We start from the raw sequence: 15,957 nt of genomic DNA on the forward strand, positions 1-15,957 counted from the left end.
TGATACTATACGGATATCAATCAAATAAATTGTATTGAGGGCTGGGTTTTTCACTGTTTTCTTCCCTGATCCTGTTCACTAAAGAACTCGCCTGTCTTGTAGGCTCGGGCATGCGGTAGCCACGAATACAATTTATTATTACATCAACACTTTGTTGAATATTGATATTGTGCCCCGGCGATATATAAATAGGATTACAATGCTGCTTACTGCGCAGCGCCACGCCTATCTGTTCGTTTTGATCATACATCGGGCTCTGAGCAAACATCTCGGGGGCAGGTTCATCATAGGTGCCATGCAGCCTGCTTTTGGCGCTGCCAATGGTTGGCACGTTGGCCAGTAAGCCAAAATGTGTGGCTATGCCCAGCCGCCGTTTGTGCGCTATGCCCTGGCCGTCAAGTATCAGCAGGTCGGGTTTAATGTAAAGATTGTTCCAAGCATTAAACAGTGCGGGCAACTCTCTGAAAGCCAGCAACCCGGCAATGTACGGAAACTCCGTATGCGATATTGCAGTTGAAGTAGTTATAACAGTTAACGCCGGGTATTTGAAAACTACAATTCCGGCATAGAGTATTGCCGAGTCTTTGTCGAAGGATATATCGGCCCCGGCGATGGTATTGATAGGGGTGGTCAATTCACGGATCCGGATTTTATGGCGTAACTCTTCCTGGTAAGCAATAGCTTCTGCAGGCGAAAAGTGTTCATAGCCGGATGGGTCCATAAATTATTAACATACAAAGACCCGTCCTTGTTTAATCGGATAGTTAATATTTTAACCTATAGTTATGGTTGTAATTATAAACAAGACTATTTTATTCTTCTTTAAAGCAACGGTTTTACTCCAATTTGCCCGGAAAAAAATCAGATTTTTTAAAGAAAATTACGGTTATTTGAGCCACGATCAATCCTAACGTCATGACCAAACCGCCTGTTCCTATTGATGTAGTAAACCTGCTGCCCGTTCTGGATAAAAAGCTTATTGAACTACTGATGTCCCTCACACCTGAAGAATGGGAAAAGCAGACGATAGCAAAGTTGTGGGTAGTGAAGGATGTGGTTGCACATCTGCTGGATACCAACATACGCATATTATCCATTCTGCGCGACGGTTTTTATGGCGAGCAACCTGATATAAAATCGCGCCAGGACCTGTTGGATTTTTTAAACGGCCTTAATGCCGATTGGGTAAAAGCCATGAAAAGGGTAAGCCCGCAAATGCTTATCGTTTTACATGAGATAACAGGACCGCTTTTTTGCGATTACTTTAAATCGGTTGACCCGTGGGGCAGATCGGCTTTTGCCGTAGAGTGGGCGGGCGAAATGGAAAGCAGAAACTGGATGGAAATTGCGCGCGAATACACGGAAAAATGGCTGCACCAGCAGCAGATACGCGATGCTGTAAATAAACCCGGCTTAATGACCCCTGAACTTTATTACCCGTTTATCGACATTTTTATGCTTGCTTTACCGCATACTTACCGAAATGTTTTAGCCGAAAATGGCACGGTGGTAAAAACAACGATAACTACCGATATTGGCGGGGCATGGTTTCTGGTACGGGCGGATAATGGCTGGACGTTAAGCAAAGAGAATGGAGTGCAGCCTGACACCGAAATTATAATTGATCCGGATACCGCCTGGAAGCTTTTTTCGAAAAGCTTAAGACCGGATCAAATAAAAGATAAGGTAATTATTACCGGCGATCAGGAGCTTGGCCAAACAGTACTTAACATGGTTTCGGTTATGGCATAGCGGCAACATACTTTAGGTGTGCACCAATACTTTTCTTATAGGCAATTTGGGTTGACAGCATTAAGCACGGTTGATGCTGTTAAATTGTTAACGCGCTTCTGTTGCAAAATACAAAACATAATTATCACTTAACTCTTTAAGCGAAAAGCCTTTGTAACCCGGAAATGATTTTAAGATAACGCTTGCCCTTATACCCATATAATACGAAGGCATTAAAATATATAACGGCCCTGCATGGCCTTTATAAAGGTATTCATCAAAGTTTATATTGATATCCTTATTTAACCCGGGCAGGATAATTACACGGTTGTGCCGTACCTCTAAACCAATATCCGGACTAAAAAAAACAAAAACGGCGTTGTTATTTTTGTCGTCGAGCAGCTTAATGTAATCAAGGCTTTGCTGATCAATAAACTGCTGGCCAATACCTGATGTTCCGTAGGCAACGTCAGTTTTTAAACCTTTGTATCCTGTTAAATAAAAATTGAGGCTGAAAAAAAGTATAGCTGCAACCATTGATCCTAACACAACCCGGTAAACCGGCTTATAGCGGCTAAAAAGCTGCAATACGCCGGGGATAATTATTAAACCAATTATCCTGAAGTGGCGGGCCTCGTAAGAAATATCCAGCCTGCGCATATAAGCCGAAGCAAAAAACAGGATGGATACACCGTAAAATATAACGAGGATCAACCGGTAATTTTTATTCAGGTTTTGTTTGTATACGGCACACACTAATATTACACTTATCACAGCCAGCGCCAGCATTACAGCCAAAGCCCATTCCGGCGATAGTATGGCCACATCGTTGTGGAATATAAGGCCGTTAAAAAGGTCGTCTACAGAAAATCCGGAAAGCAGGGGAGATGCCACAGGGAAGGCCAGTGTTTTCCAGCTTAAGCTGAAACCGTTTGGTGCTGATACCGGGTTAAGTCCTTTGCTTAAATACAAAGTGTATATAACGGTTACGGATATAATTGCGGGTATTGCTATCCATGAACTGTTGATTACCCAGGCTTTAATACCTTTAAGGCCAAAGGAAATGGATATCCATATAAATAACAGGCCCGCTGCATATATCCATATAAACGAGGACTTACAGAAAAAGCCTATCCACCCCGAAAAAAGCACAAACAAAAGCAGTTTGTAATCGGGGTTTGCAAATTTAACGCACCCATATAAAAACCATCCGGCAAAGGCAAAAATTAGTACTTCTCCGCCGGTATAAAAAATATGCGGCGTAAAATACGCTTGTTGACAAATGATCACAACGAGGCTTAAAGCGCTAACCAACGGCGTAAAACCCACCTTTTTGAAAAACATATAGAAACCCGCAAGACCGGTAACCTGGCAAACGGCAATAGTAATAGCAGAGGCATGCCCGGTATTAACGCCAAATACCATTTTAAAAAACTGGGGAAGCAGGTATTGGCCCGGCGACCACCACGAAATGAATTCACTTGCATTTAAAGCGATATTTTGCTGAGCGGGGTGTGTGTAGATATTGAAACTGCCGCCCATTTGCATAGAGCGCAAAACAAGAAACCCCCAGCTGGCGTCGGGGAAAATAGCAGGGGGAGTTGTAAAAGTAAGTACGCACAATACGACGGCTACTACAAACAGCACTATCAGTATTAGGGTGTGTATCGGCAAATATCTATTTTGCATTTGCAGGTTATATTATTCCATAATTCGGGGCCGCAGCTTAACAGCAGGGTTGCCCTGGTAAATAAAATACGGCTCCAGGTTTTTGTTGGCTACAGATCCACTTGTAACTATACTATGGCTGCCGGCAGTTATGCCCTGGTTTAGTATAGCGCCGCAGCCAATCCACACACCATCTTCAATAGTTATGTTTCCGGTTATCAGCTCAAATGATTCTTTTTTGTAATTGTGGCTACCTGTTTGCAGCACGGCTCCCTGGGATATGCAAACGTTATCCGCAATGATAACAGGTGCCAGGTTATCGATCCAAACACTTTCGCCTATCCAGCTGTGTGTGCCGATTTTAAGATTCCATGCGTACTTTATATTAACCCCGGGTTTTATTATAACACCGTTGCCAATTTGAGCACCAAACAGCCTCAATAAAAATATCTTGAAAGCATTAAAAGGAAACCAGCCCGATTTAAAGAATATTAAATTGACATAATACCATAAAAACCTTTTAACAACGCCGCCACCTGGCTTATAAGGATAATTGTTATATGTAGAAAGAAGGGTTTTTGGCATTATCGTCGTTCGGCTGAAAAAGCACAAGATCACCAATTAAGGGCTTGCAATTTCAAAAGTACATATTTGCACAGCAAAAGCAAGACAGGTGACCAAAGCTTCCGGCGCAAACCGTTGATGAAGTATATGTTTTAATTTCACTCGTAAAACAAAGTACAAATGTGCCTGGAAAATCAGTTTGATCCGTTCAGGTCATAATCAAAGCTGAATCTGATTTTAACGAAATAGTGTTGACGCTCGAAAAAAAATAACAATAAATGCCACTTTAAGGCGGCATTTATTGTTTTAAGGGTTATGGTAAGCGCTAATAAGTGGTCATGTTGTACATTTCAATTTGCTGGCCAGTAGGGTTTGAACCGCCGTACCAGTGGTTGGTGCCTACAAAGTAGTAGTATTTATTATAGTAGCTGCCACTATTATTAGTAAGGGTGCATTTGTATACGCCGTCTACATAAAAATCAACCTGGTGTGTATTGCTTGACCTTGCCTGGCACTTATAAGTATGATAACCGTTATCGTTAATGGATAACACTTGTGTATAGTATTGGCCGCCACCCTGCAAATACGCCTTCAGCGCGTTGTCATTCAGGGTTTTCACAAAGCCCATTTCGTTACCGTTCCACTGCGAAACATTGTCGGCCAAAAAAACCGCTTGCTCGCTTGCCGAGCTATAGGCGTTTGAGCCCCCTTTAAAGCAGCCGTTAAATTGCATGCCGGTTGCATTCTGTCCGCTTTTTTGCTGTGCTGCATCAATATCAGTGCTGCAATTGCCCACTGGTACGCAAATACCATTGGTACCCGAAATGTTGTAAGGCGTGCCGTTACATGTTTGCCAAAGATTGAAAGCGCTTTGGGGTACGGCCGCGCGTGGCACAGTCGCTTCGGCCTTGTTAGGTGTAGTACTTGGTTTGTTCGCGTCTTTAGCGCAGCCAAAACACAGTGCCAGCAGCAACGCGCCGCCTACAGACAGTTGATTAAGTTTTTTCATAACGTGTTTGAATTTGGTTAAATAATTAACCCGAAGTTAAACTGCCGCCAATGCAGATGATTACACTACATTTTCTAAAATGTACACTATTGTAACAAAGCTACTTACGGGCTGTTAAAGCGCGTTTTTCAAAGTAAATTTTAAATCTCTGCCTGTACCGTCAGCTTGATGAACGGGTATTATTTTACCAATATTAAAATTGAACATTTGCCAGGTTCGGTTACTTGCTTACCGGTAGGATGGATTGGATCGTAGCCTGACTACTGCAACGGCGCATCACTTTGCTAACTTTGTTTATCCCTACACCTGCGACCGAACGTTGGTGGTAAGTTTATACTGCTCAGGCGACATCCCCATATACTTTTTAAACACGCGCGAAAAATAGTACGGATCATCATACCCCAGATCCATCGCTATGGTTTTTATTTTGGCTTCGTTTGCATAAAGGTACTGGCAGGCTTTCTGCATTTTAAGATGTATAAAATAATCGATAGGGGGCATACCGGTAGCCTTTCGGAACAGGCTGGAAAAATGCGAACTGGAAAGCTTGTGCTGCCCCGCCATATCTTCAACAGTCATTTTCTTTTCAATATTGTTCTTCATATTGATAATGGTTGTTGTTATAATATCCGGGGCATCGTTTGGTTCGCTTACCACATGTTTATCCGGGAACAAAAAGGTGGCTATCATATTATACAGGCAAAAGGTTGCATTGCACAAGTTTTCTTTACTGTAGCCCATTTCCAGGTTTTGATATATATTGTTCCAGATATCAAGCGCCTTATTATTGAAAGGGATCTGTACCGGGCCTTTAAACAACCCAATGTTTAACGACGAGTTAAAAGTGGCGATATCGTCTCCGGTAAAATGCACCCAGTAAATAGTCCATGGGTCTTCTTCATCAGCCCAGTAGCGCATATAAACCTCGGTGGCAGGCAGTATAAAGAATTGGTTAGGGGTAACCTCAAACTTTTTCTTGTCAATTATATAATACCCTTTTCCCTTCAGGCAATATATCAATATATTGTCTTCGCAGCCTTTTCGCCGTTCCTTGTAATGGTAGGACGCCTGCGGGAAATAACCTATTTGCGTGATGTAAATATTAAATATCGAAGGGTATTTTTTTACAAAGTCCTTCAGTATTTTTTGTGGCAAGCTCATTAGCTTTTCACCTTCAAAACCATCCTTCCTTTTAAAAGAACCAGCCATGTTTTTAATAATTGTAATTAATAGAATATTCCATTAGGTGGGCAATAATGCCGCTTGGTTGTACCAAAGTAAGTTTTTTTTAATGTAATAATAATGGTTATTGACAAATAACCGATAACAATTTTCAAATACCGATAGAATTATCCATTAAAATAGATGAATTGGCTATTAGATAACTTTTTGCCGGAAACTAAATTTGGTCACCGTATTTAATAAACCAATTATAAGTATCAACCGGTAGAAGCCTGGCTTTTTTGAGGGGGACTGACTAAGATAAAGAACGCGGGGTCATACAAAATACAGCCGTTTTAGTATCGTATCAATCAGTGCAGGTATTAATTGCGGGCTTGTATTAAATTATTGTGCACATTTATGCAATTACTAAAAGATAAGGTTGTTTTTTTAACCGGCGGTACCGAAGGCATCGGCTATGAATGCGCCGCGGTTTACCACCGGGCCGGGGCAAAGGTTAGCATCATAACTCATAAAGAAAACAGTTTACAGCAATGCCGATCGCAATTTTTCGATGATAATATTCATTACATTCTTGCGGATGTTTCAAGCGCTGCGGATGTGCAGCGGGCAATTGCCGAAACCCTGGCCAGGTTCGGTAAAATAAACATCATTCATAACAATGCGGGGGTGTCTAACCCATCTAAAACCGTTTGCGCCACTACTGACGAAGAGTGGAACAGGGTTTTTAATGTAAACGTTAAAGGCATTTATAATACTACAAAATTTGGTATCGAAGCTTTAAAAGCTACCAGCGGCAATATACTTAACAGCAGCAGCCTTGTTGGCGATATTGGGCAGGAACTTCATGCGGCTTATACTGCTACTAAAGGTGCAGTTAATGCCCTTACAAAATCTATGGCGCTTGATTATGCACCGTATGGGGTGCGTGTTAACGCTGTGGCTCCTGCAGGTGTATGGACCCCCATGCTGAGGCGGTGGAGCAGTCAGCAACCCAACGCAGCTCATATAGAAACCTATTTGGACGGGATCCACCCGTTAGGGTACTGCCCCGAAGGTGATGTTGTGGCCGATGCCTGCCTCTTCCTGGTATCTGAACAAGCGCGTTTTATTACCGGGTGCATCCTGCCTGTGTCGGGCGGGGCCGAGTTAGGGTATCGCAGATATACGGGGCAACCCGGACGCGCTAACGCCATCGTTGATGAAAAAGTAACCCTATCATGATCTCGAAGATAAAAGTGTCAGACATTCGTTTCCCGCTGGATGGTAACGCCGGCAGCGATGCTATACACCGCGATCCGGTATACTCATACGCAGTAACGCAGCTAACAGACGATAGCGGCCTAACCGGAACGGGATTTGCCTTCACTTTGGGAGAGGGTAACAACCTGGTTTGCCGGGCAGCGGAATACTATGCCCGCCTGCTAACAGGTAGGGATATTGAAGAAACCATGGCCAGCTTTGGCGAATTATTCAGGACGCTATCTAACGACCAGCAATTTCGCTGGCTTGGGCCACATAAAGGTGTTGTTCATCTGGCCCTGGCATCGGTAACCAACGCTTGTTATGATCTGTGGGCCAAAAAAAGGGGTGTTCCATTGTGGAAATTGCTTACAGAGCTATCGCCTGAGCAAATTGTAAATACGCTCGACCTGTCGTACCTGGAAGACGAGTTGACCTATGACCAGGCAGTGAGTATGCTTACCGAACAGCAGTCGCAAAAGGAAGCAAGGAAAAGCATTTTAGATAAAGGGTATCCGGGTTACGATACTTCCGTGGGCTGGTTTAATTATCCTGACGAAATGGTTAGGGAAAACTGCAAAAAAGCTTTGGCGCAAGGCTTTACCGCCATGAAGCTAAAGGTAGGATCCGCTGATCCTGACCGGGATATCCGCAGGGCGCATATCGTACGCGAAGTTGCCGGCGATGACGTTAAGGTGATGCTTGACGCTAACCAGCAATGGAATCTGCCGCGGGCAATTGATATTTGTACCCGGTTAAAGAATATGAACCCGTACTGGATTGAGGAACCCACACACCCAGACGATGTAACCGCGCATACCAAACTGGCAGACGCCATTGCCCCGGTACGGCTTGCGCTGGGTGAGCACGTGCCTAATAAGATCATTTTTAAAAATTATTTGCAAGCCGGTTCATCTTCGTTTATGCAGGTAGATGCCGTACGGGTAGGCGGAGTGAGTGAGTTTATTACCATAAGCCTGATGTGCAAAAAATTTGGTGTGCCGGTTGTGCCGCATGTGGGCGATATGGGCCAGTTACATCAGCACCTGGTTTTATTTAACCATATCGCCATGGGGCACCAGGCCTTATTCCTGGAGCATATTCCCCATTTGCAAAAGCATTTCGTAAATCCTGCTAAAATTGTAAATGGCATTTACGTGACACCGCAGGAAGCCGGCAGCAGTTGCGACCTGCTTATTTTAAAGAATTAACACCGCATAGCCATGATAGGATCGTTTGATGCCACCGTAAGTATTCTGTATGTTATCCTGATCCTGGCAATAGGTTTATGGACCGGCCTCCGGCATCGGTCGGCAAGTAAAAAAACAAACGTCGCGAGCGATTATTTCCTGGCAGGCAAAAGTTTGCGCTGGCCCATGATAGGACTGGCGCTTTTTGCTACTAACATATCGTGCGTGCACCTGGTGAGCCTTGCACAAAGCGGTTTTGATACCGGCTTGCTTAATGGCACCTTTGAGTGGATGGCATCGTTCACGCTTATTTTACTTGCGGTGTTCTTCGTGCCGTTCTACATCAAATCAGGAGTATCAACCTTGCCCGACTTTTTAGAGAAACGTTACAACCGCGCCAGCCGCGACTGGCTGGCATTTATATCAATACTATCAGCTATAATCATACATATATCTTTCTCATTACTGGCGGGTGGCATTGTTCTGCAAACACTGTTTGGCGTTAATATGTATACCAGCATTATTATCATTTCGGTGATAACTACTGTTTACACGGTGGTAGGCGGACTAAAGGCAGTTGTAGTTACCGAGTCTATTCAAACCGTAGTGCTGCTATCAGGAGCTGTTATTATGAGCGTTGTGGCTTACAACAAAGCGGGCGGATGGGATAGTATGGTGCATGTGCTGCAGCAAAAGAACGAGCTGAGTAAACTGTCTATGATGCGCCCCCATGGCGATTCCAGCGGGCTGCCGTGGTATGCGGTATTATTGGGGTACCCGGTACTGGGTATCTGGTATTGGTGTGCCGATCAAACCATCGTACAGCGAGTTTTGGGTGCCAGGGATGAAAACCATGCAAGGGTAGGCCCTCTGTTTTGCGGATTTATAAAAATTTTACCGGTATTTATATTTGTGATGCCCGGCTTGTTTGCTTATGCGTTATACCAAAGCGGGCAGTTGGATGTACATAGTATAAAAACTATTGTAGATGGCAAAGAAGTTGTGAACAGCAAAGGCGTTTACACACTGATGATACTACAGCTTATCCCCAAAGGTTTAGCAGGGGTACTTGTAGCGGCCCTATTATCCGGATTAATGAGCCAGATATCCGGTGCGCTCAATTCTATATCTACAATGGCCAGTTATGATATCTACAAAAGATACAAGCCAGATGCTACTGACCAGAAATTAGTTACGGCGGGCAAAATAGCTGCCGGGGTATCGTTTATCATATCGCTATTGCTTTTACCGCTGCTTAACAGCTACGAAAGCATCTTTAACGGTTTAAATGATATTATTGCCCATATAGCTCCGCCCATAACATGCGTTTTTTTATTGGGAGTATTCTGGGGCAGGGCGTCGGCAAAGTCGGCGCAGCTAACCCTATACATCGGGTCGGCAGCGGGGGTGCTTGTGTTTGCCTTTAGCAAGCTTATGCCCCACAGTTTTATCGGCGCGGTGCCCTTTATGATGATGGCTTTTTACTTATTTGTTTTTTGTTTGCTATTACAGGGGGCGCTTACACTGGCCTATCCGGCAACCCATACCGCCGAAAGCGCTAAGCTTTACTGGAGATCGCCGCTGGAATCATTGAAAAGCCCCGGATGGTACGGCTTTGGTAACTACAAGTTTTTATCTGTTTTGCTGATATCCGTCATGGTGGTTTTGTTCTGGATTTTCAGGTAGGCTGATGCCTGTGTTATATTTCGGCAACTGTTATAACAAATACAACTTGTTGATAAGCAAAATTTGTAATAAAATAATATAATAGTCCATCACCTTTAAAGCTTTATCCATTTTAAAGGAAAAATTAAGCATCTAAATTTAGCCAACCAATTAACCCATTCTTATAATTATGAAATATTTTTACACATATCAGGCAAGAAATATGCCTCATCCGTTTTTTTCAGATTTATCACGCCGGTTATAAGCACCCTTGAAAGACGCGTTTTTTGCTCTTCAATTCAAGGTGCAATTTCAAACGCGTAATCATTGAATTGTACAGAAGTGTAGTTAAAACTTGTAGCTATATGGCTTTGCCATGAAGTTGCAGAAGGGGAAACTTGTGCCTTTTTAAACCGCTGAAAGATCTTAGGATGTAATGGACCAATTGATTTTTAGAATAAAAGAATTTAAAACCGAATTATGAGGAAACATTTATGAAACTATTTTACGAACGCATAACAGATTTTTGGCTGCCAAAAGTCGCGCTCAGGAAGGTTGCCGGTACGTTATATCTTATGATGATATTGTGTTCGGCATTCAGCACCAATACCTACGCGCAAACAAGGGCAACAATAACAGGGGTAATCACCGATACCACGGGCACCAGTATAATTGGTGCAAACATTGTAGCCACAAACAAAAAGAATGTAAGTACTGCTACTGATGTTAATGGTAAGTTCGTTATCGATGCCGAACCGGGTACCATATTCAGGGTTACCTATGTAGGTTATAAGGAAACAACCTTTACGGTTTCGGCCGATAAACAGACGTATAACATTGTAATGAAAGTTACAAAAAATGAGTTTGCGGATGTGGTTATCACCGCCTACGGGCGTAAGCAACGCAAAGAAGCCGTTGTAGGTTCGGTAACCACCATTACACCTACCGACCTCAAGATACCGGCAAGCAACCTTACAAACGCCCTGGCGGGCCAGGTAGCCGGTGTAATAGCCTACCAGCCAAGCGGGCAGCCGGGCCTGGACAACTCTTCGTTTTTTATCAGGGGGGTAACCACTTTCGGCTATAAAAAAGACCCGCTTATTTTAATCGACAATGTGGAACTATCCACATCAGACCTTGCCCGCTTACAGGTTGATGATATAGCAAGTTTCTCGATACTTAAGGATGCGAGCGCTACAGCGTTGTATGGTGCAAGAGGGGCGAACGGCGTGATTTTGGTGACCACCAAAGAGGGTAAGGTTGGCAAGCCGCAAATAAATGTGCGGGTAGAGAACTCGGTTTCACAATCGGTTAAAAACCTGCAGCTGGCAGATCCCATCACTTATATGCGCTTATTTAACGAAGCGACCATCACCCGCGACCCGTTAAGTCCGCTGCCTTTCAGTCAAAATAAAATTATCAATACCGAGGCAACTTTGGCCAACGCCCCGGGCAGTAACCAATATGTATACCCGGCTGTAGACTGGTTGAAAACGCTTTTTAAAGACCGCGCCAACACGCAAAGGGCGAACTTAAGTGTAAGCGGGGGCGGCGGCGTAGCCCGCTATTACGTAGGGGGATCTTATAATATCGACCACGGCATACTGCGCCAGGATGTTATGAACAACAACGACAATAACGTTAACTTCCGTAACTATCAATTGCGTTCAAACGTCAATATCAATTTAACCAAATCTACAGAGCTGATCGTAAGATTATCCGGAACGTTTAACGAATACAACGGCCCGCTAACTGCTGATGCCTCGTTCTCAACCGATTTGTATAATATAGCCATGCATACCAGCCCGGTATTATTTGCGCCCTCGTATCCGGCGGATGATGCTAATGTGAACACACAGCATATACTATTTGGCAATGCTCCATCAGCAGGTAGTACCGGATCAAACGCGGTAGCCTATCTTAACCCTTATGCTGCCTTGTTACGCGGGCATAAAAACTTCTCCCAGTCGCGCATGTCGGCACAAATGGAGTTGAACCAGAACCTTGATTTTGTGACAAATGGCTTAAGCTTCAGAGGGTTGTTTCATACCAACAGGTTCTCTTATTTCGAGTCTTCAATGGGTTATAATCCGTTTTATTACAACATCGGCTCGTACGATAAACCAAGTAATACATATACTTTATCATGGTTAAACCCGCAACCCGGCGCTGCTACAGAATACCTGAATTACAGCCGTAACTTTAACAATACCCAGGCAAATACCTATCTGTTCTTTCAGGGTGTGGTAGATTATACCAAAAGGATGGGCGACCACAATATCAGCAGTTCGTTAATAGGCACACAACAGCAAACGCTTTATGGTAATGCCGATAACCTGTTCAACTCGCTGCCTTATCGCAACCTCACCCTTGCGGGCCGTGCCACTTACTCGTACAAAAGCCGTTATTTTTTAGAATTTAACTTTGGATATAACGGCACCGAACGCTTTGCCGCTAAAAACCGGTTCGGATTTTTTCCAACCATTGGCGCATCGTGGATAATTTCTGATGAAAAGTTCTGGGGTGATGGCCTTTATCAGGTTATCAACCGCTTAAAACTTCGCGGAAGCTACGGCACCGTAGGTAACGACCAGATCGGCTCAGAGCGCTTTTTCTATCTTTCCCGCGTGGATCTTAATGGCGGCAACCCGGCGTATTTTGGTACCAATAACGGGTATGGCCGCAACGGTGTTGTAGTTAATAGTTATCCAAATGCCGATATCACCTGGGAAACTTCAAAGCAGCTTAATTTGGGGCTCGAGTTTACGCTTTTAAAAGACCTCAACGTTACTGCCGAGGTTTACAAATTTAACCGTACCAATGTACTGCAAGCGCGCTCATCTATACCCAGCACAATGGGCTTAGAGGCCGAGATCAGCGCTAACTTTGGCGCCGCCGAAACCAAAGGCCTTGATTTGCAGATGGATTATAAAAGAACATTTGGTAAAAGTGGTTTTATACAGGGCAGGGGCAACTTAACCGTTTCATCAAGCAAATACACCAAATACGAAGAGCCTCAATATGCTGAGGACTACCGGTACCGAGTAGGACAAACCCTGGAACGCCAGGTGGGTTATATTGCCGAACGCCTGTTTGTTGATGATAACGAAGCGGCAAATTCGCCGAGCCAGATATTTTCATCGGGCGGTATACCACCAAAAGGCGGTGATATAAAATATCGCGATCTGAACAACGATGGCAAAATTGATAGTAAAGATCAAACATTTATTGGCTACCCCACAACCCCTCAAATTGTTTACGGTTACGGTATATCAAGTGGCTATAAAGGATTTGATCTTTCGGCCTTTTTGCAGGGGCAGGCGCAGGTGAGCTTCTTTATCGACCCGAGCCGAACCAGCCCTTTTATACAAAGCCCCGACGGCGCGTATGCAAGCGGCAATACCCAACTGCTTAAAGCGTTTGCCGACGACCATTGGTCTGAGGACAATCAAAACTTATACGCCCAATACCCGCGCCTGGGTGTAAACGGCAACCAGATTGAAAACAACAGGCAAAATAGCACCTGGTGGCTGCGCGACGGCAGTTTCCTGCGCCTTAAATCTGTTGAGGTTGGCTACACACTGCCAACCCGCTTAACCCAGAAATGGAAAATGAATAAAGTCCGTCTTTATTTCAACGGATTGAATTTATACACCTGGAGTCCGTTTAAACTGTGGGATCCGGAAATAGGCGGAAACGGGTTCGCGTATCCAATACAAAAAGTATTCAACGTAGGGCTAAACGTTAACCTATAAATCATACGACAATTTTAGATCATTTATATGAAAAAAATATCTCAGATCTTATGCGCGGTAGTTTTGCTGCTATCGGGCGTATCCTGCAAGAAGTACCTCGATCTGGCGCCCAATAACACCGGCACGCTCGAGTATGCTTTCAGGAACCGTAACGAAGCCGAAAACTATTTATTTACCTGCTATGCAACCTTGCAGCAATTTGCAGATGTTACTACCAATGCTGGTTTTACAACTTCGGGCGAAATCATCTACCCCAATAATTTAACCAAGCATCCTATTGATGAAACCGGCTTCAATTTGCTTAGGGGGTCGCAAAACAGCGCAGAGCCCGGCCTTAATTATTGGGATGGTGAAAAAAGCGGTAAAGCTATATTCAGGTCGATACGCAGGTGCAACACCATGCTCGAAAATATTGACAAGCCTGTAGACCTGTCATTTGCAGAAAAGAAAAGATGGATAGCCGAGGTTAAGTTCTTAAAGGCTTACTATCATTTTTACCTGGCGCGTATGTATGGCCCGATACCATTGATCAAAAACAACCTGGCCATAACCGCCTCTACCGATGAAATAAAGGTAAAACGCGCATCAGTTGATTCAACTTTCAATTATATCGTATCGTTGTTAGATGAGGCGACACCCGATTTGCCGCCTGTAATAAATAACCAGGCGCAGGAACTTGGCCGTATTACGCAGTTAATTGCCCTTTCTGTAAAGGCAGAGGTTTTAGCTACCGCGGCAAGCCCGCTGTTTAATGGCAATCCGGATTATACAAGTACACAAAATAAAGACGGCGAAAAGCTTTTTCCGTCAACTTACGACCCAACAAAATGGGACAGGGCGGCATTGGCATGCAAGGCCGCGATTGACGCTTGTGAAGCCAACGGCTTAAAACTGTATAGTTTTATCCCGCCGTCTACGATCACGGTTCTGCCCGATTCGTTAAGAAAGGTTTTAACCATACAAAACGCCGTTACCGAAAAATGGGAACTAAACCCCGAAGTGATATGGGCGCTGAACCCAACCTTTCAATGGCAGGGGTATGCTACACCGCGTTTAACGCAGAAAGGTGTTGTAAACATATTTTCAAACCCATCTACCTTTGCGGTACCACTTTCTGTTCAAGAACTCTTTTACTCAGATAAAGGTGTGCCGATAAACGAAGATAAGACCTTTGATTATGCAGGCAGGTATAATATCAAAACCGGCGATCAGGCCAGCCGCTTTTATATTGCTCAAAATTACTCAACCGCCAAGGAGAACTTTAACCGCGAGCCCCGTTTTTACGCCAGTCTTGGTTTCGATGGTGGGATATGGTTTGGTAACGGCAAGATAAATTTAAATGATCTTTATCATGTTGAAGCACGCGGTATCGAATCATATGCAGGCCCTAAGGATATTAACACCTTAAATATCACGGGTATATGGCCTAAAAAGCTGGTGCATTATCAATCCGTGTACGACGATGGTTTTCAGGAGATAAGCTATCGCCTGCCATTGATCAGACTTGCCGGTTTATACCTGTTATATGCCGAGGCCCTTAATGAAGTGCACGGCCCAACCGCCGAAGCTTACACCTACATAGATAAGGTGCGCGCAAGGGCGGGGTTACTGGGAGTTGTTGAAGCATGGACAAATTACGCTAAAAACCCGGGCAAGGTTAACACTAAGGACGGGCTAAGGCAGATCATTCACCAGGAACGCCGTTTAGAACTGATGTTTGAAGGCCAGGCCGGCTGGGACCTGCGCCGCTGGAAGGAGTTGCAAAGCGTATTAAGCCAACCGATGCAGGGGTGGAACCTTTACGAAACACAACCGGCTAATTATTATCAGCCGCGCACCCTGTTCTCGGCCATATTCGGTGTACGCAATTACCTGTGGCCTATAAAGGATATCAGCCTGACAGTTAACGACAATTTGGTTCAAAACCCTTACTGGTAGAAATAGCTATAAA

At 44.2% G+C, this 15,957-nt stretch carries 11 protein-coding genes; 6 read left to right on the forward strand and 5 right to left on the reverse strand.

The features are described from left to right. Positions 1-16: 16 nt before the first annotated feature. The gene (nfi, locus tag GWR56_RS15955) at positions 17-721 is read right to left on the reverse strand and encodes a deoxyribonuclease V (protein WP_162432212.1); all 705 of its coding nucleotides are present in this window, start codon (positions 719-721) and stop codon (positions 17-19) included. A gap of 194 nt (positions 722-915) precedes the next feature. Between nfi and GWR56_RS15960 the strand changes: the two genes are divergently transcribed. After that, a complete protein-coding gene (locus GWR56_RS15960) occupies positions 916-1,752 on the forward strand; it encodes a maleylpyruvate isomerase N-terminal domain-containing protein (RefSeq protein ID WP_162432213.1) in 837 nt (278 codons plus the stop codon). 87 nt (positions 1,753-1,839) lie between these two features. Here the strand turns inward: GWR56_RS15960 and GWR56_RS15965 are convergent, their stop codons facing one another. The 4 genes from GWR56_RS15965 to GWR56_RS15980 all read right to left on the reverse strand — a co-directional run bounded on the left by GWR56_RS15965 (position 1,840) and on the right by GWR56_RS15980 (position 6,181). Beyond that, entirely contained in the window at positions 1,840-3,420 is a 1,581-nt protein-coding gene (locus GWR56_RS15965; RefSeq protein ID WP_162432214.1) for a hypothetical protein, read from the reverse strand. A 12-nt stretch (positions 3,421-3,432) separates the two neighbouring features. Continuing rightward, positions 3,433-3,984, reverse strand: coding sequence for a WcaF family extracellular polysaccharide biosynthesis acetyltransferase (locus GWR56_RS15970; protein WP_162432215.1), 552 nt, complete (start codon positions 3,982-3,984; stop codon positions 3,433-3,435). A gap of 304 nt (positions 3,985-4,288) precedes the next feature. Further along, complete coding sequence (locus GWR56_RS15975) at positions 4,289-4,972, reverse strand: hypothetical protein (RefSeq protein ID WP_162432216.1); 684 nt, start codon at positions 4,970-4,972, stop codon at positions 4,289-4,291. A 300-nt stretch (positions 4,973-5,272) separates the two neighbouring features. Continuing rightward, positions 5,273-6,181, reverse strand: coding sequence for an AraC family transcriptional regulator (locus GWR56_RS15980; protein ID WP_162432217.1), 909 nt, complete (start codon positions 6,179-6,181; stop codon positions 5,273-5,275). 372 nt (positions 6,182-6,553) lie between these two features. Here GWR56_RS15980 and GWR56_RS15985 point away from each other — a divergent pair, with 372 nt between their 5' ends. The 5 genes from GWR56_RS15985 (at position 6,554) to GWR56_RS16005 (ending at position 15,944) form a co-directional block, all read left to right on the forward strand. Then, complete coding sequence (locus tag GWR56_RS15985) at positions 6,554-7,378, forward strand: SDR family NAD(P)-dependent oxidoreductase (protein WP_162432218.1); 825 nt, start codon at positions 6,554-6,556, stop codon at positions 7,376-7,378. Continuing rightward, complete coding sequence (locus tag GWR56_RS15990; protein ID WP_162432219.1) at positions 7,375-8,607, forward strand: enolase C-terminal domain-like protein; 1,233 nt, start codon at positions 7,375-7,377, stop codon at positions 8,605-8,607. The genes GWR56_RS15985 and GWR56_RS15990 overlap by 4 nt, the downstream gene beginning before the upstream one ends. A gap of 12 nt (positions 8,608-8,619) precedes the next feature. Next, positions 8,620-10,272 carry a sodium:solute symporter gene (locus GWR56_RS15995; protein ID WP_162432220.1) on the forward strand — a complete coding sequence of 551 codons (1,653 nt, stop codon included), beginning with the start codon at positions 8,620-8,622 and terminating at the stop codon, positions 10,270-10,272. Positions 10,273-10,745: 473 nt separating this feature from the next. After that, positions 10,746-14,006 (forward strand): TonB-dependent receptor, encoded by a 3,261-nt coding sequence (locus GWR56_RS16000; RefSeq protein ID WP_202925336.1) that lies wholly within the window; start codon positions 10,746-10,748, stop codon positions 14,004-14,006. Positions 14,007-14,033: 27 nt separating this feature from the next. Then, positions 14,034-15,944, forward strand: coding sequence for a RagB/SusD family nutrient uptake outer membrane protein (locus GWR56_RS16005; protein ID WP_162432221.1), 1,911 nt, complete (start codon positions 14,034-14,036; stop codon positions 15,942-15,944). Positions 15,945-15,957 lie beyond the last annotated feature (13 nt).

This window comes from Mucilaginibacter sp. 14171R-50 (assembly GCF_010093045.1).
Lineage (GTDB): Bacteria > Bacteroidota > Bacteroidia > Sphingobacteriales > Sphingobacteriaceae > Mucilaginibacter.